Genomic DNA, 24,930 nt, shown 5'->3' with positions numbered 1-24,930 from the left:
GTGAAACAGGATGGCAATGGACTTGATTGTAAGATCCGGCAATATTATGACTTGTGAAGAAGGACGCCCTATTGAGCCCTTTGATGGGTATATAGCGATTGCTGGCGGAAGGATAGCTGCTTTGGGGCAGGGAGAGATACCCCCAGAATTGTGTAGGCCTGCGGCCAAAATAATCAACGCCAGGGGGCAGACGATAATTCCAGGACTGATTGATGCCCACACCCACTTGATACATGCAGGCTCCCGGGAAAGCGAACTGGACCTTAAACTGAAGGGAGTATCCTATTTGGATATACTCAAGTCGGGGGGAGGAATCCTGGATACCGTGGCCCGGACCAGAAAGGCCACTAAAGAGGAACTAAAAAAGCAGGCTCAAAAAAGCCTGGACCAGATGCTGCTCCATGGCACTACTACCATTGAGGCCAAAAGCGGCTACGGTTTGGACTTGGAAACAGAAGTAAAGTGCTTGCTGGCCGCCCGGGAACTGCATGAAGAGCATGAGGTGGATATAATCAGTACCTACCTGGGCGCTCACGCCATACCTGATGAATACGCTGCAAACCCCCAGGGGTATATAGATTTAATGACAGAACAGGTCATGCCCTTTGTATCCAGGTATAAACTAGCCGAGTTCATGGATGTGTTCTGCGAGGAAGGGGTGTTTTCTCCCCGAGAAACCAGGGTGTTGTTGGAAACCGGCAGAGAGCTGGGCTTTAAACTGAAGCTACATGCTGATGAGATGGTTCCACTGCAGGGTGCTGAACTGGCGGCCGAAATGCGGGCTACATCCGCAGATCACCTCCTGGCTGCTTCGGCAGAAGGCCAGGATGCCTTGGTCAAGGCCGGGGTAACGGCTGTGTTGCTGCCTGGTACTTCCTTCTATCTGATGTTGGGGAGATATGCTGAGGCGCGCCAGATGATAGACAAGGGAATCAGGGTGGCCCTGGCCAGCGACTATAACCCGGGCTCCTGTCCCTGTGAAAACCTGCAGGCCATCATGACCATGGCTTGCTTCGGCATGCGATTGTCACCAGCCGAAATTTTGCAGGGAATGACTATCAATGCCGCTTATGCGCTGGATCGGGCCGCAGACATCGGAAGTATCGAGGTAGGTAAGAAAGCTGACCTGGCTATTCTCGACGCGCCCAATTGGGAATACGTGGTCTATCATTTTGGTATCAATCATGTGGATAAGGTGATAAAAAACGGACGTATTGTAGTCGAAAAAGGGAATTTGGTTTAGAAAGGGACAAGAGTATGCTATACGACCTGAAAATAAAGGATTTTAACGATGTTCTGGCCAGTTCCAAGCCTGCCCCTGGTGGGGGCAGCTCTGCTGCTCTGGCAGGGGTTATGGGGTCTGCCTTGAGCCTAATGGTTATCGAACTGAGCACATGTAAGAGGGCCTACGAAGAACTGGATGAAGTGATAAAAGAGCAGATAAAGCTTGATCATCAAATCCTCAGTGCAATAAATAAGGAACTTTTGGAGCTTTTCCATGAAGATACAGAAGCCTTCAACCAGGTCATGCAAGCCCTAAAACTCCCGCAGCAAAGCGAAGCGGAAAGGCAGAACCGCCTTGAGCGGATGCGGGCAGCTAACCGGCGTGCACTGCAGGTGCCACTGTTGGTGGCCGAAAAATGCTGTGATACATTGAAACACCAGATTAATATAGCCCGTTATGGAAATCGGAACGCGGTTTCAGATGTAGGTGTTGGTGCCCTGCTGGCTTACGCAGGATTACAGGGTGCGGTTTTAAACGTGCAAATAAACCTTCCCGGCATAAAAGAGCAGGACTTAAGCAAACAGGCCGCAGCGAAATGTCAGGAACTGCTGGCTGAAGCTGCGGATATAAAATCCCAAATTATGAATATTGTCAATCAACGATTGCACTGTTAGCTATGCTGGAATGTTGATCTGAGGTTCGCTGGCTGCCTACAACTAACGATATACCATTGAAAGGTTAGTGATGCTGGACGTTAACCCCACTGGTATCAGTGTATTCGACCTGCAAAACCGGCCTGATATCAGTCTTAAAGGGGATGCTGGTCTGCTCTGACAGAGTTGGCGAATAGACCCGTGCCGGACCATCTCCTCTAAAGCCTTGCACAACTTGTAGGACGGAATCGAAATCCTCATAAAACACAACAATAAAATCCCCGGATTGGGCTTGGTCCATGGCGGTAAGCAATGCATCCCGCTCAGACAGGACGATATCGATTTGAGCTTCGTCCATGCCACCCTGCACAGCGCCTTGGTAGAGCAGGTTGGCCACCTCACCGGGTGCGCGGTTGCGTAGGTCGATATCTTCCTTGATATACAGCCGGGAGAAGAATTGCCCTGCTATACGGCCTACTTTTTTTATGGCTTCGTTGCTGCGGTCCCCGGGCATTCCGATGATGCCCACCCGCCGGGAAGCGTCCTGGCTTTCCAAAAAATGTATGACTGAAAGGTAACCACTGGGGGTGTGGCCGTAATCGAGCATAACTTTAAAATCTCCCATCTCAAATAGGTTAAATCTCCCTGCATTGACCTGAGGGTCGGGACGGAATGCTCTTAACCCCAACCTGATGATGTTATCCGGCACACCCAGGGCGATAAGACTGGAGATAGCGGCCAGGGAGTTTTCGATATTGCATAACACCCTTCCGTTAAAAGTAATGGGGATATCCTGCAGCTTCAAGAGAGGGTACTTGGCGTTGTTGCGATATACCATCACCTGTCCATTTTCAGCTAATATGGCCATTTTACCCTGTACAATATGGTTCTCTATCAGTGGGTTGCCGCGTTTCTGAGAAAAATAGACCAAATTGCAGCGCACCAGGCTCTTTATATATTCGGTCATCTCGTCATCGGCATTCAATACTGCATAACCATTGGGTTTGACCGCTTCCACCACCAGGGCTTTGACAAAGGCCATATCTTTGAGGGTGTTTACCCCATCAAGACCCAGGTGGTCATCACTCACATTTGTAACTATCCCTAAATCGGCCAGATCGTACCCCAGACCTTTGCGGATAATGCCGCCCCGGGCGGTTTCCAGAACTGCGATCTCCACCTCCCGATTATAAAGTACCGACTGGGCGCTGATAGGGCCGGTATTGTCACCCCGTGAGATGCATTCCTGACCGACGTAGGTCCCGCTGGAACAGGTCATTCCCACTTTTCTCCCGCTTAGAGACAGGACATGATGTATCATACGGGTGACGGTAGTCTTACCATTGGTGCCGGTTACGGAGATAATGGGGACGGTAAATGGAGTTCCCCTGGGATAAATAAGGTTCAGTATATCTTGAGCCACATTCCGGGGTTGGCCTTCACTTGGATACAGGTGCATACGCAGGCCCGGGCAGGCGTTAACCTCGATCATGGCACCATTGAGCGGGCTTAGGGGTTGCGATATATCATCCATTACCACATCAATACCGGCAATATCCAAGCCGATAGCCTGGGCGGCTTTTACCGCCAAAGTCTTGTTTTCTGGATGGATCTCCATGGTGCAGTCCCGGGCGCTTCCACCCGTGCTCAAGTTGCCGTTTTCACGCAGACAGACCTTTTCTCCCGCTTCTGGGACAGAGTTCGGTTCAAGGCCGCATCTTGCCAGTACTTCCTGGGCGCATTTATCCAATCTGATTCTGGTCAGGGGTTTTTCGTGGCCGGTTCCCCTAAGAGGATTCTTATTCTCTGCAGCCACCAACTCCTCAATGGTATTGAGACCGTTGCCTACTACAGAAGGCGGCCTCCTTTCGGCTACAGCGCTTACCTGGTCTCCTACTACTAGGATGCGATAGTCTTTGCCGGGGATATGCCTCTCAATGATGACCTGTTTAGAGTAGCGGCTGGCCCGAAGATAGGCGGCCTGAAGCAGAGCACGGTCATTGATGTTTACCGTGATATCCTGTCCATGGTTGCCGTCAAACGGTTTTACCACCACCGGATATCCCAGCTGTTCGGCCAGAATTATTGCCGCATCCTCCGAATCAGCCAGGCCTCCCTCAGGAACCGGGATGTTATGCTCCTTAAGGATATTTTTTACTAGCTGCTTGTTTTGCGCCAGGTCGACCGCAATGCAACTGGTAGTGTCAATAAGTGATGATTCCACGGTCCTCATATACTTTCCATAACCGAGCTGCAGCATACTATCACTGCCCAGCCGCCTGATGGGGATGTGGCGCTTTCGGGCTTCATCCCAAATAGCCTGGGTGCCCGGACCGAGGTTGGATTCCAGGCTGAGGCGGCGCAAACGGCTAATAATATCATTGATGAGTTCGGGCCGACCATGGACCAAGACGGATACAATCTCAACCGCAGCACGGCCATAGTCTTGGCAACAGTATGCATTGATATATTCAAAAATAATTGTAAACTGGGATGGCTCCCCAGCCATGCGGGTTTTGCCGAAGTAGACATCATAACCCAACACACTCTGCAGCTCCAGGGCCACATGCTCGATGACATGAGCCATATAAGTGCCTTCGTAGAGCCTTTCCACGAATCCGCCGGGGTGGCCGGTGGAACAGCAATGGGTTGCTAAACCGGGGAAGAATTCCAGTAAGTGCTGGTTAAAGCCGGTTATCTCTGCGCTGCTTACCGAGGTTAAATCTTCCAGGTCGACTACCATCTTGACTACGGGTTTATGTGAGAAGATATTTCTGCCACTGTAATTACAAATATTTAGAATTATCAACTGCGTATCCTCCTCGTGTCAGCCTCTATCTAATGAAGTCTCAAGACCTCACGTTTTCTAAGGTCAAAACCATATCCAGCGGATAAAATATGGATAGTGGCATTGGTGATGGTCAGTATCTCATCCGGATTCAATTCGGAAACATTGGAGCTTTTAATTGAGGTGCCGTCAATGACGGTCACCGCGTTACTGCCTATTACCCTGAATTTATCATCGGGGGATACAACGATGGCAGTATCCTCATCTATCCCTATGCCTAGTATCCCTGGGTTTTCAGCCACTCCGCACATCAGTCGACCCAGCCGCCCTCTTTGGTCAAAATGCTGGTCAATTATCGCGCCCTCCAGAAAACTCAATCCGGGGGCCATCTTTAGTGTGCATTTCCTGGCGGCATCATTGCTATTGCCTTCCACGATCATGGTGTTGCTCATAACTGATGCACCGGCACTGGTACCAGCTACGGCGGTTCCGTTCCTAAACGAGCACGACAAAGCCTCATAAGCCCTGGTGCCTCCCAGGATGCTGGTAATCCTGAGTTGGTCCCCGCCGGTGAAGAAAAAACCGGTAGCATCCTGGATACGGCGGACGTTATCCTCACCATTGGCATCATCACGTGAGTTGATATTCAATATGTCAGTATCTAAAGCACCCAGTCTCCGAAAGACCTCGCGGTAGTCCTCGCCCACCTCCCGGGGGTGTTCAGTGGCGGTGGTTATTATGCCTACCCGGGCATCCCGGCCTCCCATGATGTCCAGGGCATCTTCCAATATTTTGCTGTCTCCGTATTTATCTTCAGCCCCGCCGATGATTATCAAAGTGCCTTTTCTCTTTTCACCCATACTTGCCTCCTGTTGGCTCCCTGAAAGATAGATTTATTATTCAAATTGACCGTATTTTAAAACTTTTTCATTCTCCACCATTACTTCCCCCTTTGCCAACAACCGGAATATGCTGAGATCGTCCTGCCGCAAAACCAGAATATCAGCATCGGAACCCGATAAAATAGCTCCTTTCTTAGGGTATAGCTTTAATAATTTTGCCGGGTTTTCAGTCACCGTTTTTATTATGACGTGATTATTCAGTCTGGGATTCGCCAGACAGGTCCGCACGTCTTCTAAGAGCTGATCCATTTTAGCCACCTTGCTTTCAGGCGAACTTCCATTCCCATCCGATGAAATGGTCAACTTATCGATATTGATTCCTTGGCGGGTTAAATATAGCAAAGACTCAATTACGCTGCAGCCCTTAGCTTCGCCCGCAGTCAGGTCGATATGGCCGCCCCGCTGTAACATCTCTATACCCTGTTCAAATAATTGGGGATTCCGGTTTATGTGAGTAGGCACGAAAATTTGCAGGGGAAAATCAGATTCTTCAATAAGCTGAAACAAAGGGATAAGACCTTCCTGACCATCTCCAACATGAATATGGAGGACCCCTGCCTTGCCGCCCAGCATACCGCCCGCATTGGCTTCCGAGGCTAAAACTTTCAAATCCTGAAGTGTGGGATGATTGGACCTGTAATCCGAAATCGCTATTTCGCCTACCCCAATTACTTTGTCCAATAACACGATATCAGTCAAAACCCGCCCGGTCAGGGTTTCGGTGGGACTGCCATAACTGCCGGTGTATATATAAGTAGTAATACCCTCAGCTTCCAGCCCGCGGGCTTTTAACAGCAGACCTGCGATATTGCGAGATATACTGTCAAAACCGAGTACCCCGACCAGCGTGGTGACTCCCGCTTTCAGCACCTCGCTAAGCATAATCTCAGGAATCCTGCTGATAGGGCCTTGTTCACCTCCACCACCGGTGATGTGAACGTGTTGGTCAATGATCCCGGGCATTACCAGACAATCCCTGCAATCAATGATTTCCACATCCCACAGCTTCTCAGCCGCAATATCCGGTTTCACGTCACAAATTCTGTCATGAGCCACCAATATATCCATTTTCCTGACTTCCTGGGGCAAATAACAGTGGCCGTTTTTCAGAAGTTTAAACACCATATCCTCCACGGATACCATTTTAAGTTCAGCATCTACATTAGCCTAGAAAACAATCCCTTAAAGCAGTATGTAAAAAGATACACCAATCCCGATGATTGCCATAATGTCAACTGTATTCATGACAGATGTTTAAGGACGAGAGTAGTAGATAACGGCCGATTTTAAAACATTCAAAAACAATTGCGAATAGGCAAACAGGATCTAATATTTGACTTTCAATAATTTTCAATTGGGTGTATAATTTTATTTGTTATTTAGTAAACTACTAATCTAGTAAATTGAAAGGAAATTGAGTGATGAGGATTCCGACTACTTTGAAGCACAAACCGGTGATTGTGGTGGAGGACTACGAAAACGTTGACGGCAGGTATGCCTATAAATCAGATGCCAAAGGCCTATCACTTGGCTTGGCTCAATGGAATGACCGTGGCAAGCTGGACATCTCCGCTAAAGTGTGGAGGCATACTGGGGAAAAATGGTCCCGGCAATCTGAAGAATTGCCGCTGCACCGGGTTTTAGACTTGGCTATACTCATCTGCAGGAGCAGGCTTTATTTCAGCGAGGCTTATCGTTATGAAAAGCTATATGATCCTAATAAATCGGACATAGACAGAGTAGGTTTGCAGGGTGACGCTATGTCGGTCAAGGTTTGTACCGATAATGAGAAAATCGATGAGGATATAAAATTGTTCCATCAAGCTTTGAGCAATGACGACGAATTGATTGGAGAACGTTTAATAACCCTTGCCAGAATATTAAAGGAACTGGGATATTAGTATGAATATTCCTGATGTGCTTCAACAATGGTGAGGTAATCACTATAATAATGAATAAACAGAAGAGGAGTATGGGAATGGAGCATAAATTGTTATTTGAAGAAGGTTATTGGAAAGCCAGCGGTTTTTACTATACCGAAAAGGGACAGCCCCATCAGGTCGAGGGGCAGGTGCGTATTTATCACGAAGACGATCTGTGGATCAATGATGGGGTCATGAAGGTAGTCGGGCAAGAATCCGTCGAGATTCGCAACCGCTACGAGATCATTCCCTGGGATGAAGGCAAGGAATTGACCACCTGGATTTCGGTTAACCCCAGTCTGGGAGTTCTGGAGGGTACTTTCACAGTTGTAGGGGATTGTATCCTCTCCGAATATCGGGCCGAAGAAGGGCAATTTTCAGGGTCGGAGGTTCTGATCCAGACTGCTTCCGATCGCTACTTAAATCGCGGCGTCCTGGTATATAAAGGTAAAGAAAAGCTCTCCTCCTGGGCGGTAGAGTTGATTAGAACCGAGGGACCCCGGTATTAGTCAAAAAAAGCTTGTGGGGCAGTAAAATTAAATTTGACGTAATTATCATAAGATTACTGCCGCCTACATATAATTTAGCAGACTTGCCACAAATATGGCGGGAATGGTAAGATATTTTCAGTAGTATGGTTTTTTCACTGGGTGATGCCAAAACTGCATATGCGTAGGAAGAGTAGAATGGTAGGAATTGGGATGTATACCCCTGGTTGGTCGTATGCCTATCTGGGGATTTTCCATTTTTATAACTCCTCCGGGGGTTTTTTGCTTTTCCTGGGCAGGAATATTTAAAGGGAGGACGAAAATGTGAAAGTTGTCAGTAGGAAGGTAGGCAGGGGATGGAGAATCAACATCGCCTGGGCACTTATCATGGTGTTGTTTTTAAGTTGCGGCGCCCTTGCCGGGTGCGGCCAAAAGAGCGCTTCTAGCGGGGCCGACGTCAAAGTTGTGGAATTGAAATTAGCCCATTTCTGGCCCGCCACTCATCCTGTGGAAACGCAGTTGATCCAACCTTGGGCCAAAGAAATCAACCAGGTTACGAATGGAAAAGTAAAGATCACCAGCTATCCGGGAGAAACCCTCTTGAAGGCCAACGACATATATGACGGCGTGGTCAAAGGAGTAGCAGATATAGGGGTCTCCTGTTTCTCATATACACGCGGACGCTTCCCGGTCCTGGAGGTATTCGAATTGCCGGGTATCACTTATGAGAGTTCCAGAGTCAGCAGCAAGGTAGCCTGGGAGACCATACAGTCGATAAACCCTAAAGAGGTGCAGGATACCAATTTGTTAATGGTATTCACTACCGGACCTGGCGACCTTTATACTAAGGCCCCGGTCACCAAGCTGGAGGATATCAAAGGCATGGAAATTAGAGCTACCGGTTTGAGCGCTAAGACACTCGCTGCCCTTGGTGCTAGCCCGGTCGGCATGGCTCAATCGGAAGCTTATGAGGCTCTATCCAAAGGGGTGGTAAAGGGAAACCTGGGGCCTGATGAAGTCTTGCAGGGATGGAAGCAGGCTGAGGTCACCTCCCACCTGACCAAGACTCCCTTCCTGTACAATACGCTGTTTTTTGTGACCATAAATAAAGCCAAATGGGATGCGCTGGGAGCGGACACGCAGCAGGCCATACTTAATGTCAATCAGAAGTACTTTGATCAGGTAGCCGCAGGCTTGTGGGATCAGCAAAACGAAGCCGCTCTCAAATGGGCAGTGGAGCAGAAGGGCATGCAGGTAATAGAATTGAACCCTGTTGAAAGTCAGCGTTGGATCGAACTGGTAAATCCCATTCAGAGAGAATATGTAAACAGTATGAATGCCATGCAGATAGACGGGCAGCAGATACTGGACGGGGTAAAAGCCCTGGCTGCTAAATACAACGCCGAGCTGTAAGGAGGTTTTTATCCATGAAGAGATTCAGCGGAATAGTGGAACGCCTGGGAAGGTTTCTGGATAATATCGCAGCCTGCTGTGTTGCTCTAACCATGGCGGTGGTGGTGGTTAATGTCCTGCTCAGGGCTTTATTTAATCGTCCTTTGTTGGGGACCATCGAATATGTCAATATACTAACAGCAGTAACCATCGGGCTGGCTCTGGCCTACTGTGCCTTCTGCAACGGCCAGATCGCAGTCGATTTCGTAATGGAAAAATTGCCCGCGCGTACCCAGGCGGTCTCAGATGTCATCACTGGAATCCTGGCCCTGGGTTTCTGGGGGCTGGCAGCCAGCTACATGCTGGATTACAGTCATGAGATGCTGAACAGTGGTCTGGTCAGTTCCACAGCCCAGATTCCTCTGTACCCGGTATCCTACCTGATTACCTTCGGCCTCTTGGCTTTATGTCTGGTACTGCTGCAGCGCATATCGGTATCGCTGAGGAAGGTACGGAATCTGGCATGAGCACATCAGAACTGGGATTAATCGGTATTGTGATATTTATGCTATTGTTGATTCTGCGCATGCCCATAGCATACGCCATGGCCCTGGTAGGGTTCGCCGGGTTTGCCTACCTGACCTCGGCTACCGCAGCCCTTGATATGGTGGCTAAGGAATTATTCAGCACTTTTTCTTCATACAGCCTGAGCGTGATCGCGATGTTCGTATGGATGGGGTTTTTGGCTTATTATTCGGGCATTGGCACCCGTTTGTACATCTTTGCTTACAAACTCATCGGGCACTGGCCGGGGGGATTGGCTATAGCCACTCAATCTGCCTGTGCCATATTTGGGGCCATTTGCGGATCGAACACTGCCACTGCAGCCACCATGGGTGCCATCGCCTTGCCGGAGATGCAGAAATACAAGTACGACAACTCTATGGCGACCGCTTCTGTAGCAGCCGGAGGGGTCCTGGGGGTCTTGATCCCACCCAGTGTCATATTTATAGTCTATGGCATGGCAACTGAAATATCAGTGGGTAAATTGTTCATGGCCGGCATTTTGCCGGGAATCCTCTTGATGGTTTTGTATCAGCTCACTATCTGGCTGTTGACCTGGCGCAAACCAGAACTTGGGCCAGCCGGGCCGCGCTCCAATTGGGCAGAACGCTGGGAGGCTTTAAAAGGCGCCCTGGGGCAGGTTTTACTGGTCTTCCTGATATCCATGGGAGGGCTTTTCATGGGTTGGTTCACGCCCACGGAGGCTGGTGCGGTAGGAGCTTTCGGGGTGTTGTTGGCAGCGTTGCTGGGCAAAAGCCTGAATTGGGAAGGTTTTAAGAAATCATTATATGACACCACCAGAACTACCGCCATGATAATGCTGCTTATCGCCGGGGCCATGATATTTGGGCGATTTCTGGCCATTAGCCGGGTGCCTTCTGAACTGGCCTCCTGGACCGGGGCTTTGGACTTGCCGCCTTTTGCGGTGATGGCAATCATACTGGTAATCTACCTTATACTAGGTGGTTTCATCGATGCCCTGGCCATGGTTTTGCTGACCATACCGATATTCTTCCCCATTGTCACCAACACTCTGGGATATGATCCCATCTGGTTTGGAGTCATTGTGGTATTGGTGGTAGGCATGGGAATAATCACTCCGCCGGTAGGAATGAATGTATTCATCATAAAGGGCATTGCACCGGATGTGCCCTTAGAGAGTATCTTCCGGGGCATTTGGCCTTTCCTGGCGGCTATTGTGGTTTGTTTGGCAATACTCATGGTGTTCCCTCAGATAACATTGTTTCTGCCAAACCTGATGTCCTGACAGCAGGGGACGGGGTTGTTGACACCTTTTCGAAGGTGTCAAAAGGTGTCAACAACCCCGTCCCCACGACATCCTCTATCTTTGTGCCAGAAGTTGAGCCACTTTGACATCCAAGGCTTCTTTAACCACCCCCGGCACTAAAGTGCTCACATCGCCCCCTAAAAGGGCGGCTTCTTTGACTGCGCTGGAGCTTACAAAGATATAATCGGTGTCAGACATGATAAATATAGTATCGATTTCCGGAATGAGCATCTTGTTCATCATGCACATATGCATTTCGTACTCGAAGTCGGTTACAGTCCGCAGTCCCCTGATAATCGCACAAGCTCCTTTGCGGCGCAAATAGTCGGCGAACAGTCCGTAAAAACAATCAACCTCCACATTATCGATATGCCTGGCGCTCTCCCTGATCAGTTGAACCCTTTCATCCAGACTGAACAAAGCGCTCTTGGTGACATTGTGGATAACTGCCACCACTATTTTGTCAAACAACTTACTGCTGCGTTCCAGGATATCAATATGACCGTTGGTTACCGGGTCAAAGCTCCCTGGATATACTGCCAGACGCACCTGCTACCCCCCTCAGCTTAGCTATCTCTATTAAATGAATACCTGTTCGCCTTAATAGGGCGATTTCCCTGCTGAACAGCATGGATTTCTCAATTACTGATTATATTTTGTCCCATTCAATAAAAAAAGAGCCCTAACAACACCTTAACGCTGATGCCTCCTGAGGCCCATTACGGCGCAGCACCAACGTCTTCCGCCTGCAATTACCGAAAAAGAATTGAGCGAAAATTGTCGCGCAGAGGTGAAGTTGGAGGATAGTGTGCTACGATAATAAAAACAATAGCTTTAAGCCCCATTCTTCAGATATATTTTTTCATCTGCCGGGATTGGGTATAATGACAATTAACACGCGAAAGGGATAATGCCATGATTCCCAGAGACTATATGATAAAAGCTTTGGATGGCAGCGGCGGCGTAAAAGTCGTGCTGGCGGCCACTACCCACCTGGTCGAACACGCCCGGCAGCGCCATCACACCTCTGCCACTGCCTCGGCTGCTTTAGGCAGGGTCTTGACTGCGGCTCTGATTATGACCCATGATCTTAAGGACCCTGCCGATGTGGTTTCGGTGCGTTTTAATGGAGATGGCCCTGCCGGGGTGATCATCGCTACTGCTACCGGAATGGGAACGGTGCGCGGCTATATTTCCGAACCACAGGCTGATCTGCCGGCTGCTGCTCCCGGCAAGCTCAACGTGGGAGGACTGGTTGGAACTGAAGGTTATGTGGAAGTGCTTAAAGATATTGGCATGAAGCAGCCTTTCACCGGCAGGGTGCCACTAGTTTCAGGTGAGATCGCCGAGGACTTGGTGCAATATTTTATGCATTCCGAACAGGTCCCCACCTTGCTGGCGTTGGGTGTGCTGGTAGATGTCGACCTGAGCATCAAAGCGGCCGGAGGACTTATGGTGCAGGCCCTGCCCGGAGTCGATGATGAACTGCTAGCCAGTATTGAACAGCAGGTGCTGAAATTGGGCAATATAAGCTCCGCTCTGGAAATGACGGAAAATTTGGAAGAACTGTTGCAGAAAGTAATGGGGGGAATCGAATACCAGCTTATAGGGGAGCAGGATTTGGAATTCTGCTGCACCTGCAGTCGGGAGCGCCTGGCGGTCATTCTATCCAGTTACAGCAAGGAAGAACTGGAGCGTTTATGTGATGATGAAGGTACCATGGAAGTCACCTGCAATTTCTGTAATCAGCAGTATCACTATACCCCCGAACAGATTATGGACGCCAAAAAGCCTCAGCCGAGGGACTGAGGCTTTTATCAAACAAAATTACAGGGCGCGCTGTACTTTGCCAGAACGCAGGCAACGGGTACATACATAGATCCTTTGAGGTGTTTTGTCAATAATAGCTTTTACCCGCTGAATATTAGGCTTCCATTGCCGGTTGGTTCTTATATGGGAGTGGCTGTATGTTTTCCCGAATGTGATGCCTTTCCCGCAAACATAACACTTGGCCACCTTGCTTGCCCCCTCTCTTCATAAATGCACTTAACTATTTTACCAAAATGGTGGTTAAAGGGCAAGAAGAAGGAATAAATATTGTGTTGTAGAATTAACTAAGTCAGACAGGAGGGACCGGAATGCATAAGATCAAAGATACCGAAATAGGAATTATTCAGGTGTCCAAAGAGGTTATCCAAACCATCGCAGGGCTGGCTGCCATCGATTGCTATGGCCTGGTGGGCATGGTATCGCAGGATTTACAGACCGGCATCAGCAGTATTCTGGGACGAGAAAATGTGCGCAAAGGTGTGGAGGTTAGATTCACTGAGAACGGCTTTGTGATTGACCTCTATGTTATGATGGGATATGGAATTAAAATAAAAGAGGTGGCTGGCAGCGTCATTCAGAAGGTGACCTACGTTTTAAGTCATACCGCCGGCATTCCTGTAGCAGCAGTAAACGTTAACGTTAAAGGGGTTAAAGCTCCCGGCAACAGGTAGGGGAGGACGTCGAGTTGAGTTTGTTGTATATAGATGGAAGTGATTTTGTCAGAGCCCTCAAAGGGGGTACTATTAAGCTGGAAAGCCATCGCGATAAGGTCGACCAGCTCAATGTATTCCCGGTACCAGATGGAGACACCGGCACCAATATGTTTCTCACCCTGCAGTCAGCGGTCAGGGAAGGCGAAAAGTCACAAGATCAGCCCTTGGGAAAGGTAGCCAGATCAGTTTCCACCGGTTCTCTGATGGGAGCCCGGGGAAATTCGGGAGTGATTCTATCCCAGATCTTCCGCGGCATAGCTATCTACCTGGACCACAAAGAAAAGGTCGATGCCAAAGAACTGGCGCAAGCCATGAAGGCAGGCTCACGCACGGCTTACGAAGCCGTAATGAAACCGGTAGAGGGGACCATACTGACCATTATCAGGGAAATCGGGCGGGGTTGTGAGGAAGAGGCCAAGAAGAACGATGATGTGATCAAGGTGGTTTTGGCGGGGATCAGATGTGGGTATAATGCCCTGGAGAAAACCCCGATGATGCTGCCGGTACTGCGCGAAGCAGGTGTGGTGGATGCCGGGGGGCAGGGATTGTTGTTTTTTATGGAGGGATTTGCCGAAGCTCTGGCTTTCGATCATGAACTCAACCTGGACGCACTGCGCTGGGGATGGACGGCCGCTGAAGAAGTTAAAGTTGTGCCGGTTGAAGAGCTTCCCCATCTGGATTATAGGTATTGCACAGAGTTGTTGCTCAAAGGTCAAAAGCTTAATATAGAGGGCATCAAGAACCACCTTGGCAAGCTGGGGGATTCTCTATTAGTGGTCGGGGATGACCAACTGGTCAAGGTTCATGTGCATACCAATCACCCCGGCAGGGTTCTGGAATACTGTCTGCAAGTGGGGGATCTGAATGACATCAAGATCAATAATATGCAGGAAGAGGTGCACCAGCACAGGAATAACTGGCCGGTAGAATCAGGAGCAGCACAACCTTCTCTGTCTGAGGCGCCTAAAGTAGGCCTGGTAGCAGTGGGCAGCGGGCAGGGGGTTGTGGAAATACTGAAAAGCTTGGGGGTAAACCGGGTGGTGGAAGGCGGTCAGACCATGAATCCCAGCACTGAGGACCTGCTGAAAGCCTGCCAGGAAATAAGATCACCGGCGGTGATCATACTCCCCAATAACAGCAATATAATCCTCGCCGCACAGCAGGCGGCTCTGCTGGCCAAGGACCAGGAAGTACGGGTAGTAGCCACCCGCTCGGTAATGCAGTGCATCTCCGCACTGATAGCTTTTAACCCTGACGGGGATCTGGATGATATGGTGGCAGCCATGGAAGAAGAGGTAAGCCGCGTCAAATACGCAGAAATAACACGGGCGGTCAGGGATTCAGCTGTGAATGGTCTCGATATCAAAGCCGACGATATTATCGGCATAGTAGAGGATTCCATAAAGATCAAGGCTGACGATAACCAGTCGGCGGTTGAGGCGGTTTTAGCGGAGATGGCTGATGAAGACAGCGAATTGATCACCCTGTTTTACGGGGCGGATATAAATGAGAATGAGGCTCAGGAGCTTAAATCCAAGTTGCAGCTGCGGTACGCTGATTATGAGATTCAGGTCCATTATGGGGGGCAGCCCCATTACAGTTATTATATTTCAGTGGAATGATGGCGGGCTAATCATGCCCGCGACTGCAGCCCGGCGCAGACTGACTTTAGAATGTTGAACTCGAAGCGGGTTTTATGGCCCGCTTTTTATTTTGGAGACAGGGGAATCATCATGGAAGCCTTGGACAAAAAAATACAATTTCTCCGGGGGGTGGGCCCCAAACGCAGCCTGTTACTGCACAGGTTGGGCATTGAAACGGTTTTTGATCTGTTGTGGTACATACCCCGCAGTTATTACGATCGCAATCGTGTCCAATCCATAAAGGAGCTTCAGGATGGTCAAAATTGCAGCATCAGAGGAATAGTGGTAGCTGCCAGCTTGAAGCGCAGCCGCCGTGGGATGAGCGTATTTGAGGCAATCCTGCAGGACCACAGCGGGTCTGTTACCGCGGTCTGGTTCAATCAGCCTTTTTTAAGCCGCTCCATTAAAAAAGGCCAGAATATATGGGCACGAGGGCGGAGCAAGCTGGTCTATGACCGCCTCCAGCTACAGGTTCAAGAATATGACCTGTTAGATCAGGATAGCACCAGCCATATGGTGATGCCGATCTATGGCCTCACTGAAGGACTTACCCAACGCTCCCTGCGGCAGCTGACCGAAACCGCGCTGCACGAGTTTTTGCCCAATTATCCGGAGCTTTTGGACCCGGATCAAGCTCGCCGCTTTAGACTGATCGACATAAAGACCGCCTTCTGGAATATGCATTTTCCACAAAGCGGTGAAAATTATAAAGAGGCCCGGCGTCGATTGGCTTGCGAAGAACTGCTGCTCTTCAACCTGGGCCTGAAAAAGCTTAAGGCGGCGCAGCAGATCTATCTCGGTGTAGCTCACCGGGAACAGGATAATCTGGTCCAAGAAGTGACACAGCAGCTGCCATTCATGCTCACCCCTGCTCAACGCAGGGTCACCACAGAAATTTTTGCCGATATGGAAGCATCTCGGCCCATGAACCGTTTATTGCAAGGTGATGTAGGCGCAGGCAAGACTGCGGTGGCGGCGCTGGCCATTGCCAAAGCGCTATCCAGCGGTTATCAGGCTGCCTTTATGGCTCCTACTGAGATCCTGGCCCAACAGCATTTTCGCAATATGAAAAGCTTTTTCGCCGGATTGAAGTGCAATATGGCACTGTTGACCGGATCCTTGAACAGTTCCCTACGCCAGCCTGTACTGGCTGGAGTCAGCAGTGGAGAAGTGCAGTTGCTGGTTGGCACCCATGCTCTGATTCAAGAACAAGTGCAATTTGCTAAGCTGGGATTGGCAATTGTGGATGAACAGCACCGTTTCGGGGTAAGGCAGCGCGCCCTGCTGAGCGACAAGGGCATAAAGCCTGATATCCTGGTTATGAGCGCCACCCCCATACCCCGCACCTTGGCCTTGACCGTTTATGGTGATCTGGAAATGTCAGTGATCGATTCACTCCCTCCAGGGCGGACGCCTGTAAAAACAGTATTCCTGAGACGGGAACGGCGCTCCCAGGCCTACCAATTGATGCGGCGGCATCTGGCTGATGGAGCGCAGTGTTATGTGGTCTGCCCTTTGATCGAGGAATCCGTCAAACAAGACCTCCTGGCGGCCCAAACCCTCTATGACGAATTGCGTACAGAACTGGCAAAAGGTTTCAAAGTGGGATTGCTGCATGGCAGAATGAGAGGTGCTGAGAAAGAGAGCATTATGGAAAGCTTTAAACTGGGCTACATACAAGTTTTGGTTTCCACCACGGTGATAGAAGTCGGTGTAGATGTGCCCAATGCCTCGATGATGATCATAGAACAAGCCGAACGCTTCGGTTTGTCACAGCTCCACCAGCTTCGCGGCAGGGTAGGGAGGGGATCGCGGCAATCGCTGTGCTTCCTGCTGGCTGATCCTAAAAACCCCGGAGCTGAGCAGAGAATGCAACTCATGACCAGCATTAATGACGGCTTCCGATTAGCTCAAGCTGATCTCAGCTTAAGGGGAGCCGGAGACTTCTGGGGAGTGCGCCAGCACGGACTTAATCAATTGCAGGTTGCTGATCTTTCCCGGGATCTGGAAATTGTGGAAATGAGCCGGCAACTGGCAGCAGCCTTTCCTGCCATGAACTCTCTGCAGCAAAAGTATTTCGATATGAAATTTAAAAAAGCGTCGTATATAGCCGCAAATTAGTTATTTTATTATATTGTTCCTCGAGTATATCTTCATAAAATACTAAAAGCTATTACTGCAGGTTTCCCTGCAGTTTTTGATTTTATCGGCTTATCATAAAACGGAGGTGATGGCATGAGCAAGGCCGATGACAAGTCCAAAAAGCTGGAGCACATAAAATTCGAGGTTGCACAGGAAATGGGAATTTCGAAGCCTAAAAAACCCTCGCCCGCCCAGAAAGAAAATAAAAACTCATGAAAATACTTCTAGCATATAAGTTCCGGTAGGGGACAGAATATGACTACAAAACAAAGGAGGTGAGACAGAATGGCAAAAAGAAGCAACAATCGTATTTTGGTTCCCCAGGCTCAGGCGGCCATGAACCAGTTCAAGATGGAGGCTGCCCAGGAAGTCGGCGTACAGCTGAAAGATGGTTACAATGGTGATCTGACTTCCCGTCAGGCCGGCAGCATCGGCGGACAAATGGTCAAGAAAATGATCTATGATTACGAACAGCGCAAGTCAGGTGGTCAGCTTAGCTAGCATTATAGCCACAACGTAATCATTCTAGGTTTAAACAAGCGGAAGATTAATATCTCCGCTTGTTTTCATTTACTTAGAAATCTTTTTAGGTTGCGTACAATTCCAATTGTTCTTGTGATATTCCTGGGAACAGAGACGTGCTTACCCCCATAGCCAGGATGCGAGAGGTGTTTTCTACGATATCATCGATTTCCTGCGGGGTCACTCCCAGAGTCCCCCCAAAGCGAGACAATATTGTCCTGGTGGCTTCCAGGGCCTGGGTCTCATTGAACATAGCCCCGCTGTTAAAGCAAAACTTGCGTATAGCTTCGCTGGCAATAACACTGGCATTCACAATGGTTGGACAACCTATGGCGATGACTGGCATTCCCAGGCTTTGTTCAGTCAAAGCTATTCTGGCATTACCTACCCCGGCACCCGGCTGTATTCCGGTATTGGACATCTGAATAGTGGTCCCGATACGTTCAACATTGGTAGCGGCCAAAGCATCGACTACTACCATAGCGGCCGGTTTTACATTCTCCACCACCCCTTTTATGACTTCAAAAGTTTCCAGGCCGGTGATGCCTAACACACCAGGAGCTATCCCGCATACCGGGCGCATGCCTTCTACGAGGGCTTCTGGGGCATGTTGATGATAGTGCCGGGTGATAGGGCTATATTCAATGAATTTCGGGCCTAGTGCATCCGGCGTAGCCCGCCAATTTCCCAGGCCTACTAGCAGAACCGTGTCCCCCGGGTGAATACCATCGCCCAAAAGAGTATGCATACTTCTTTGCATAGCTTCGATTATTTCATTTTTTACATAAGGGTCATTGATTTTCAGCGGTGGCGACTGGATAGTAACATAGGTCCCGATCGGTTTGCCCATCTTTTCGGCTCCGGCCTGGTCCTTGATGGTAATGGTGGTAATTTTCACATATTCCTTTTCCTCAACCTGTTCGATTACCCCAGGGACTTCTACATCGGCAGCGCCACGCACCAGTTCATGGGCTTCCACGGCCAAATCGACACTCAATCCGAAAGCACTCAGAATAGTCTTCATATTATCACCTCGGTAGTTAGTCTGCGCCATCACTGGAAGAATATACGAGGATCTACGCAAATTAAAATGGCGACTCGCGTCGCCATTTTGGGGAGAGGAGAATTTTGTAAAGTTGTTGGGGAGGGTTTGTTTACCAGACTATCATCTGGTATTGATATCTTTACCCCTAAAATAGGATTATATACAATATTTTTAAAAAATTTTTTATGCTACAATAGATGACAATAATATAGCCCTTAAGGTATATGCGCCAGGAAGGAGGGCAATAGTGCGAGTTATAGCCGGCTGTGCCAAAGGAAAACGACTCAAGGCACCATCTGGTAACACAACCAGACCTATAACCGACATGATTAAAGAGGCTCTATTCAATGTTATCGGCCCCCAAATACAAGATGCCCGTTTTTTGGATTTGTTTTCTGGAAGCGGCAGCGTGGGCATAGAGGCATTGAGCCGTGGAGCTCAACAAGTGATTTTTATTGATAATAACCCTGGGGCAGTGCGGATCATATATGAGAATTTAGACAACTGCGGTTTTGGGGACGATTATGAAGTGTATTGCAATGATGTGCTGCGCGGTTTGAATGTCTTGCACAAAAATGGCGCCAAATTCGATTACATATATGTAGATCCTCCCTTCACTGTTGAAGGGATATTTATGGATGTGATGAAAAAACTGGATCAGGTGGATTTACTCCAACCGCAAGGGACCATCATTATTCGAACTCGTCGACATAAGGAACTCCCGCAAGCATTTAGCCGTTTGATCAAATATCGGCATAATTATTATGGGGAGTCTGCCATGCATTATTATTCATTGATGGCTTAGAGGAGGCATATGCAATGATGGAGATCTTTAAGATTTTAGATGAACTCGAGGGACTGGTCAAGGAATCAAAAAAGATGCCATTTTCCAACACCAAAGTGGTGGTTGAGAGTGATATTTTACTGGATAGGGTAGACCGGCTGCGCGCTGTATTGCCAGAAGAACTGGAGACCGCTCGCCTAATAATATCCGAGAAACAGCGGATAATTAAAGAGGCTTGCGGGCAGGCCGATGAATACCTGGAGCAGTCCAGAGACAGAGTAGCCCGTATGATGGATGACAGCGAAATAACTAAGAATGCCCTGCGGATGTCAGAGGAGATCCTGGCCAAAGCTGAAGAGATTGCCCGTGAGATCAGAGACGAAGCCAATCAATACGCTGAAAACGTATTAAACCATATGGAGTTGGTGCTGAAAAAAGGGTTGGAGAACATCATTAAAGGCAAGGAAGAAATCCGTCTGGAGATGGAGAGCGACCTTTAATCCCTTTTAATAACAGCTGCCATACCGATCATAATTAAGAGGATCAGAGCTGCACCAGCCAGGCAATATATGGACCAGCGCCAGGCGTGAACGGCGTAGAAAGGGCTCGGCAAAAGGAATGTGTGGGAAACCGGAGCAGAAGCGGCCACCCAGTGGTATCCTCCCAGGGTGATGGATACCGCGATGAACGCCTGCAATAAGCGGGCTTTGAGGTAGAATCCAAGCCTTACCGGAGTACCCACCATTACTCCCATGACTTGAGTGATGATGCACAAACCGCTCAGTGACACGATCAGACTGACTGCAGCCAGTTGATGCAGGAGGTCCGCATCACTGGCCTGGGCGATGGTATTGGCACCCAGCGTTATCTCAAATAAGCCCATGCCGATTCCATAGGCTACCTGATAAGAAAGCCCTATAAAACTAAAAAAAGCCGTGATCAGTTCAGCCAGTAGCTCCAAGAACCCCCATTCGGAAAGCATGGTGGTTATTACTGAGAAGATCATTATATACCCGCCTATAGCCAGAATATTGGCTGTACTCTTGCTTATGGCCTCAGCCAGGCGCTTGGCGAAACCCTCCTTATCTAGGCAAGACGATAGTTCAACCCCGGCCGCCTTCCACAATCCCCTGCTATAGGCGACGGAACTGACCGTATCCAGCGCTTTCCAGCGGCACAGCACACCTACCGCCAGGTTGGCAGCATAATGCGAGATGGCCAGGAGCCAGCCCAACTTGGCGGATCCGAACATTCCCATACCTACTGCTCCGAGGATGAATAGCGGGCTGGAATTATTAGTGAAGGAGACCAGCCGCTGGGCTTCATCGGCATTTAGCAGGCCCTGCTCATACAGGCGTCGGGTCAATATGGCCCCGATGGGGAACCCGGAGGTGAAACCCATCGCCACTACCAGTGAACTGCACCCGGGGAGCCGAAAGATGGGCTGCATCACCGGCTCCAGCAGAACCCCCAAAAATCTCACCAGCCCCATATTGACGAGCAATTCCGAGACTATAAAAAAAGGCAGCAAGGCCGGAATTATGACCATAGCCCATAGCCGTATGCCGGCCGCGGCTGAATTGACCGCTGCACTGGGCTGAGCCATCATAAAAACCAATAAGCCCGTAAAACCCAGCAACAGCCAAAATTGGGGCTTGATAAGCATGGCGCCGTGCAATCCGGCTTCCCTCCCTTAACTTGACAAGGTTTCCACTTCAATATATGTTGATAAGGGTTGGGTTAGAAGCCTTAGCCGGGCGATAAATGCCGTAATGCGGCGCATTGAAGGAGGTTCAATAATGACTCAGTCACCCCGAATAGCATTGGTGCTGGGGGCAGGCAGTGCTCGTGGTCTGGCTCATATTGGAGTTTTGCAGGTGCTGATTGAGAACAACATCCCTTTTGACTTCATTGTCGGCAGCAGTATGGGCGCCATGGTGGGGGGACTATACGCTTGCGGGACGGATATGGTGATGCTGGGCAAAATGATCGACAGCATGGACTTAAGGGTATTCTTCGATGTACGCCTGCCGCGCATGGGCTTCATAGCCGGCAAGAAGATGGACAGTCTCTTGAAACTCTTAACCAAGAAAATGACCTTTACGGATACTCGAGTGCCGCTGCATATGGTAGCCACCGACCTTATTACCGGGGATACTGTAGTCCTGGAGTCGGGGCCGGTCGCGGATGCTATACGTGCCAGCATTTCTGTGCCGGGCGTTTTTTCCCCGGTTAGAAAAGAGGATATGATTCTGGTAGACGGAGCGGTAAGCAATCGTTTACCGGTAGAAATAGCCAGAAGCCGCGGAGCTGATATGGTGATCGCGGTAGATGTAATGTTCGGTGGGGGGAAGGAGATTAACATCCGCAATACCCTGGATGTGATCATTACTTCGCTGGACATCATGCAAAGAGCCCAGTTTGAGCAGGTAAAAGGACTGAGCGATGTACTTATTCAACCCCAAGTGGGCTGTTTTTCACCGCGCGCTTTTGACAAGGCAGGGCAGATTATCGATCTGGGACGACAGGCTGCTGAGGCCAGCCTGGAACAGATTCTATCTAAAACCGCTGCTCTAAACAGGATCTGATTCCACCACCTGACGGAAATAGTCCTGGCCACCCTGTCTCTGTTGTGGCATCGGAGCTAACAGGCTGAAAATGTCTGAGGCTTTGATATCCAGAGCCAGCATTTCAGAACCGGTATTTCCAGGGGGATTTCTGATCATAGCCGCTATCTGGCTGCCGGTGCTAAGTATCGGCAGCTCTGAATTATTTTTCACTTTTTGCAGGATTTTACGCCCTTGTGACGAAAACCCTAACAGACGTATATATTGCGGCCCAGCCTTGTCAAACCGGGCCATCTGGCTCTTTGATACAGCGAATAGCGAGTACAGGAGCATGCGGTTGACTCTGGTAAGGTTATATCGTTTGCTTTTTACTGTATCGCGCAATGCGGCCAGGGTGCCGCTCTGTTGTGCCGCCAATAAGAGCCGGTTTTCCAACCCCTCGGTGACTTCGTAAATAGTCTTGAGCCACTCTTTAGAGGCCAGCCGGAGTTGGCTGAGCAAAGCCGCTTCCAGACCATCATGCTTGATCGGGGCGCGTCCTGCCTGGATCTCTTCCTTAAGGATGCGAAAGCTGATTTGCGGCAAGCCCTGGGAAAGGTCATGTAAGTATCCCTGGTATACTGCCTGACGTATGGCAGTGGCACTGGCTAGTGCAGAGACCCCAGAGTCATGGTAGCCAGCACCACGGCGCGCTATGGTAATCGGCTTAAGTCCTAAGTCCAGTTGTTTAATGACACGCAGGTATTCGATCCCCAGAATATTGTTGGGGCCAGACAGAAGCTGGCTTATTTCCGGGCTGTGATCTCCAAGGATGGATTTTATGGCATCGGCCCGCGCTGACGGATAGCTTAAGCCCCGAGCCAGGTTGGCCTTGAGTTTCTGCTGGAAAGCAGCTGTCTCATGGCTGAGCAGACCCGCAATTTCTAACAGGGGGTCGAGGATTCCGCTCTCACTGCCGAACGCCAACTGATCAGCCCCGGCAGCCTGCAGGGTGAGTAAGGCCCCGCGAGCAAAATAGTAGGCACTGCGAGCGGCAAAACAAAACGGCAGTTCTATGACCATATCGATCCCATTAGATAAGGCCATACGGGTGCGGGCCCATTTGTCGCACAGGGCTGGTTCACCGCGCTGCACAAATGGACCGCTCATAACACAAATAACCGCTTCCGGCTGCAGCTTTTGACGGACTTCTTCCACTAGCAGGAGGTGGCCGTTATGAAAAGGGTTGAACTCGGCGACGATACCGACTACGCTCATGTTTCAGGCTCCTTGGACTGTGTCAATGGTGCCAATAATTATACACTCTATAGGCCATTTATGCTAGAATTAGAGCATAATTGTGAAGTTTGCTACAAACTAAGATCTTTAGAAAAATTGGGAGGGAAAAGGATGAGCTTACTAGCGCAAATTAGAGAAAAGGCAGCAATCAAGGGAAAAACCATAGTTCTCCCCGAGGGAACGGAAGAGAGAACCCTTAAAGCTGTCAAGGCAATCGTGGATAACAAGATTGCCAACCCGATTCTGCTGGGTGATGAAAGCGCGATCAGGGGGTTAGCAAGTACTATAGGTGCCGATATTTCTGGTGCCGAAATTATCAACCCGGCTACTACTCCGCTACTTGATGACTTTGTCCAGGCTTTTTATGAAATGCGCAAGGACAAGGGGGTTACCCTGGATAAGGCCAAACAGACCATGTTGGATCCGCTCTTTTTTGCTTCCATGATGGTGAAAATGGGTAAAGCTGACGGTGAAGTGGCAGGAGCAGAAAACACCACCGGCAACGTATTAAGGCCAGCTTTGCAGATTATCAAGACAGCTCCTGGGATTTCTGCCGTTTCAGGTTCATTTATCATGATTTGCCCCAACAAAGACTATGGTGAAGATGGCTTATTCGTGTTTGCCGACTGTGCCGTCACCATTGACCCCTCGGCTCAGCAGATGGCCGAGTTTGCCAAAGCATCAGTGGAAACTGCTGTCAATGTATGTGGCTTCAAAGATCCTAAAGTAGGGATGCTGTCCTTCTCCACCAAAGGCAGCGCCAGCCATCAAATGGTAGATAAAGTGGTTGAGGCCACCAAAATTGCCAAGGAGAAATTCCCGGAAATCAAAGTGGACGGAGAATTCCAACTGGATGCGGCTATTGTCCCCAGTGTAGGTTCCTCCAAAGCTCCCGGCAGCGATATTGCCGGCAACTGTAATGTCTTGATTTTCCCTGATATCCAGGCTGGCAACATTGGTTACAAGCTGGTGCAGAGACTGGCCAAGGCTGAAGCCATTGGACCAATTCTGCAAGGTATAGCTAAACCTGTCAACGACCTCTCCAGAGGCTGCAGCGTCGAGGACGTAGTCAATGTAGTAGCCATGACGGCTCTGAAAGCCTAATCTCAGATACTTTTTGCATCCCCTTAGGGGATCAAAGGATAATAAAGGGGAATTCTGAAGAAAATTGAGGAGGTAGGAAT

25 protein-coding genes are annotated in these 24,930 nt (G+C 49.5%); 17 read left to right on the top strand and 8 right to left on the bottom strand.

Going from position 1 to position 24,930, the window contains the following annotated elements; translation table 11 throughout:
• The first annotated feature begins 16 nt into the window (after positions 1-16).
• Positions 17-1,243: an imidazolonepropionase gene (gene hutI, locus AC15IQ_RS07425; RefSeq protein ID WP_483178618.1), complete on the top strand. Its 1,227-nt coding sequence runs from the start codon at positions 17-19 to the stop codon at positions 1,241-1,243.
• A gap of 14 nt (positions 1,244-1,257) precedes the next feature.
• Positions 1,258-1,899, top strand: a complete 642-nt coding sequence (locus tag AC15IQ_RS07420) for a cyclodeaminase/cyclohydrolase family protein (protein WP_483178294.1) — start codon at positions 1,258-1,260, stop codon at positions 1,897-1,899.
• A gap of 64 nt (positions 1,900-1,963) precedes the next feature.
• Here AC15IQ_RS07420 and cphA read toward each other — a convergent pair whose 3' ends face one another.
• From cphA to iadA, 3 genes are read right to left on the bottom strand one after another with little or no spacing between them, the layout of a single operon-like run.
• Positions 1,964-4,687: a cyanophycin synthetase gene (gene cphA, locus AC15IQ_RS07415; protein ID WP_483178293.1), complete on the bottom strand. Its 2,724-nt coding sequence runs from the start codon at positions 4,685-4,687 to the stop codon at positions 1,964-1,966.
• Between the two features lie 29 nt (positions 4,688-4,716).
• Positions 4,717-5,526: a cyanophycinase gene (locus tag AC15IQ_RS07410; protein ID WP_483178291.1), complete on the bottom strand. Its 810-nt coding sequence runs from the start codon at positions 5,524-5,526 to the stop codon at positions 4,717-4,719.
• A 36-nt stretch (positions 5,527-5,562) separates the two neighbouring features.
• Positions 5,563-6,690 (bottom strand): beta-aspartyl-peptidase, encoded by a 1,128-nt coding sequence (iadA, locus tag AC15IQ_RS07405; RefSeq protein ID WP_483178289.1) that lies wholly within the window; start codon positions 6,688-6,690, stop codon positions 5,563-5,565.
• 299 nt (positions 6,691-6,989) lie between these two features.
• Here iadA and AC15IQ_RS07400 point away from each other — a divergent pair, with 299 nt between their 5' ends.
• The 5 genes from AC15IQ_RS07400 to AC15IQ_RS07380 all read left to right on the top strand — a co-directional run bounded on the left by AC15IQ_RS07400 (position 6,990) and on the right by AC15IQ_RS07380 (position 11,201).
• The gene (locus AC15IQ_RS07400) at positions 6,990-7,469 is read left to right on the top strand and encodes a DUF6530 family protein (protein WP_483178288.1); all 480 of its coding nucleotides are present in this window, start codon (positions 6,990-6,992) and stop codon (positions 7,467-7,469) included.
• A 77-nt stretch (positions 7,470-7,546) separates the two neighbouring features.
• The gene (locus AC15IQ_RS07395; protein WP_483178286.1) at positions 7,547-7,999 is read left to right on the top strand and encodes a hypothetical protein; all 453 of its coding nucleotides are present in this window, start codon (positions 7,547-7,549) and stop codon (positions 7,997-7,999) included.
• Positions 8,000-8,302: 303 nt separating this feature from the next.
• Positions 8,303-9,391, top strand: a complete 1,089-nt coding sequence (locus AC15IQ_RS07390) for a TRAP transporter substrate-binding protein (RefSeq protein WP_483178284.1) — start codon at positions 8,303-8,305, stop codon at positions 9,389-9,391.
• A gap of 14 nt (positions 9,392-9,405) precedes the next feature.
• Positions 9,406-9,897 carry a TRAP transporter small permease gene (locus tag AC15IQ_RS07385; RefSeq protein ID WP_483178282.1) on the top strand — a complete coding sequence of 164 codons (492 nt, stop codon included), beginning with the start codon at positions 9,406-9,408 and terminating at the stop codon, positions 9,895-9,897.
• A complete protein-coding gene (locus AC15IQ_RS07380; protein WP_483178280.1) occupies positions 9,894-11,201 on the top strand; it encodes a TRAP transporter large permease in 1,308 nt (435 codons plus the stop codon). Before AC15IQ_RS07385 ends, AC15IQ_RS07380 begins: the two co-directional genes overlap by 4 nt.
• Positions 11,202-11,276: 75 nt before the next feature.
• Here the strand turns inward: AC15IQ_RS07380 and coaD are convergent, their stop codons facing one another.
• Complete coding sequence (gene coaD, locus AC15IQ_RS07375) at positions 11,277-11,771, bottom strand: pantetheine-phosphate adenylyltransferase (protein WP_483178278.1); 495 nt, start codon at positions 11,769-11,771, stop codon at positions 11,277-11,279.
• A gap of 384 nt (positions 11,772-12,155) precedes the next feature.
• Between coaD and hslO the strand changes: the two genes are divergently transcribed.
• Entirely contained in the window at positions 12,156-13,031 is an 876-nt protein-coding gene (gene hslO, locus AC15IQ_RS07370) for an Hsp33 family molecular chaperone HslO (protein WP_483178277.1), read from the top strand.
• Positions 13,032-13,049: 18 nt separating this feature from the next.
• Here hslO and rpmB read toward each other — a convergent pair whose 3' ends face one another.
• Positions 13,050-13,238: a 50S ribosomal protein L28 gene (gene rpmB / locus AC15IQ_RS07365; protein WP_483178275.1), complete on the bottom strand. Its 189-nt coding sequence runs from the start codon at positions 13,236-13,238 to the stop codon at positions 13,050-13,052.
• Between the two features lie 122 nt (positions 13,239-13,360).
• On the opposite strand from rpmB, the gene AC15IQ_RS07360 reads away from it, so the two are divergent.
• The 5 genes from AC15IQ_RS07360 (at position 13,361) to AC15IQ_RS07340 (ending at position 18,051) form a co-directional block, all read left to right on the top strand.
• Positions 13,361-13,723, top strand: coding sequence for an Asp23/Gls24 family envelope stress response protein (locus AC15IQ_RS07360; protein ID WP_483178274.1), 363 nt, complete (start codon positions 13,361-13,363; stop codon positions 13,721-13,723).
• 14 nt (positions 13,724-13,737) lie between these two features.
• Positions 13,738-15,387, top strand: a complete 1,650-nt coding sequence (locus AC15IQ_RS07355) for a DAK2 domain-containing protein (protein WP_483178273.1) — start codon at positions 13,738-13,740, stop codon at positions 15,385-15,387.
• A gap of 111 nt (positions 15,388-15,498) precedes the next feature.
• The gene (gene recG, locus AC15IQ_RS07350; RefSeq protein WP_483178272.1) at positions 15,499-17,529 is read left to right on the top strand and encodes an ATP-dependent DNA helicase RecG; all 2,031 of its coding nucleotides are present in this window, start codon (positions 15,499-15,501) and stop codon (positions 17,527-17,529) included.
• A 114-nt stretch (positions 17,530-17,643) separates the two neighbouring features.
• Positions 17,644-17,766, top strand: coding sequence for a hypothetical protein (locus tag AC15IQ_RS07345; protein WP_483178270.1), 123 nt, complete (start codon positions 17,644-17,646; stop codon positions 17,764-17,766).
• A gap of 69 nt (positions 17,767-17,835) precedes the next feature.
• The gene (locus AC15IQ_RS07340; RefSeq protein WP_483178268.1) at positions 17,836-18,051 is read left to right on the top strand and encodes an alpha/beta-type small acid-soluble spore protein; all 216 of its coding nucleotides are present in this window, start codon (positions 17,836-17,838) and stop codon (positions 18,049-18,051) included.
• Positions 18,052-18,136: 85 nt separating this feature from the next.
• Here AC15IQ_RS07340 and gpr read toward each other — a convergent pair whose 3' ends face one another.
• On the bottom strand, positions 18,137-19,096 hold the full coding sequence (gene gpr / locus AC15IQ_RS07335) for a GPR endopeptidase (RefSeq protein ID WP_483178266.1): 960 nt from the start codon (positions 19,094-19,096) through the stop codon (positions 18,137-18,139).
• Between the two features lie 268 nt (positions 19,097-19,364).
• Between gpr and rsmD the strand changes: the two genes are divergently transcribed.
• Entirely contained in the window at positions 19,365-19,922 is a 558-nt protein-coding gene (gene rsmD / locus AC15IQ_RS07330) for a 16S rRNA (guanine(966)-N(2))-methyltransferase RsmD (protein WP_483178264.1), read from the top strand.
• A 14-nt stretch (positions 19,923-19,936) separates the two neighbouring features.
• On the top strand, positions 19,937-20,401 hold the full coding sequence (locus AC15IQ_RS07325; RefSeq protein WP_483178263.1) for a hypothetical protein: 465 nt from the start codon (positions 19,937-19,939) through the stop codon (positions 20,399-20,401).
• Here AC15IQ_RS07325 and AC15IQ_RS07320 read toward each other — a convergent pair.
• A complete protein-coding gene (locus AC15IQ_RS07320; RefSeq protein ID WP_483178261.1) occupies positions 20,398-21,579 on the bottom strand; it encodes a nucleoside recognition domain-containing protein in 1,182 nt (393 codons plus the stop codon). The two genes, AC15IQ_RS07325 and AC15IQ_RS07320, sit on opposite strands and share 4 nt — an antisense overlap.
• 121 nt (positions 21,580-21,700) lie before the next feature.
• Between AC15IQ_RS07320 and AC15IQ_RS07315 the strand changes: the two genes are divergently transcribed.
• Positions 21,701-22,489 (top strand): patatin-like phospholipase family protein, encoded by a 789-nt coding sequence (locus tag AC15IQ_RS07315; RefSeq protein ID WP_483178259.1) that lies wholly within the window; start codon positions 21,701-21,703, stop codon positions 22,487-22,489.
• Here the strand turns inward: AC15IQ_RS07315 and AC15IQ_RS07310 are convergent.
• Positions 22,475-23,725 carry a nucleotidyltransferase gene (locus tag AC15IQ_RS07310; RefSeq protein ID WP_483178258.1) on the bottom strand — a complete coding sequence of 417 codons (1,251 nt, stop codon included), beginning with the start codon at positions 23,723-23,725 and terminating at the stop codon, positions 22,475-22,477. The two genes, AC15IQ_RS07315 and AC15IQ_RS07310, sit on opposite strands and share 15 nt — an antisense overlap.
• 132 nt (positions 23,726-23,857) lie before the next feature.
• On the opposite strand from AC15IQ_RS07310, the gene pta reads away from it, so the two are divergent.
• On the top strand, positions 23,858-24,850 hold the full coding sequence (gene pta / locus AC15IQ_RS07305; protein ID WP_483178257.1) for a phosphate acetyltransferase: 993 nt from the start codon (positions 23,858-23,860) through the stop codon (positions 24,848-24,850).
• Positions 24,851-24,930 lie beyond the last annotated feature (80 nt).

It is taken from the genome of Syntrophomonas sp. DTU019, from assembly GCA_913757435.1.
Taxonomy (GTDB): Bacteria; Bacillota; Syntrophomonadia; order Syntrophomonadales; family Syntrophomonadaceae; genus DTU019.
This window is presented reverse-complemented; position numbering and strand designations above follow the sequence as displayed.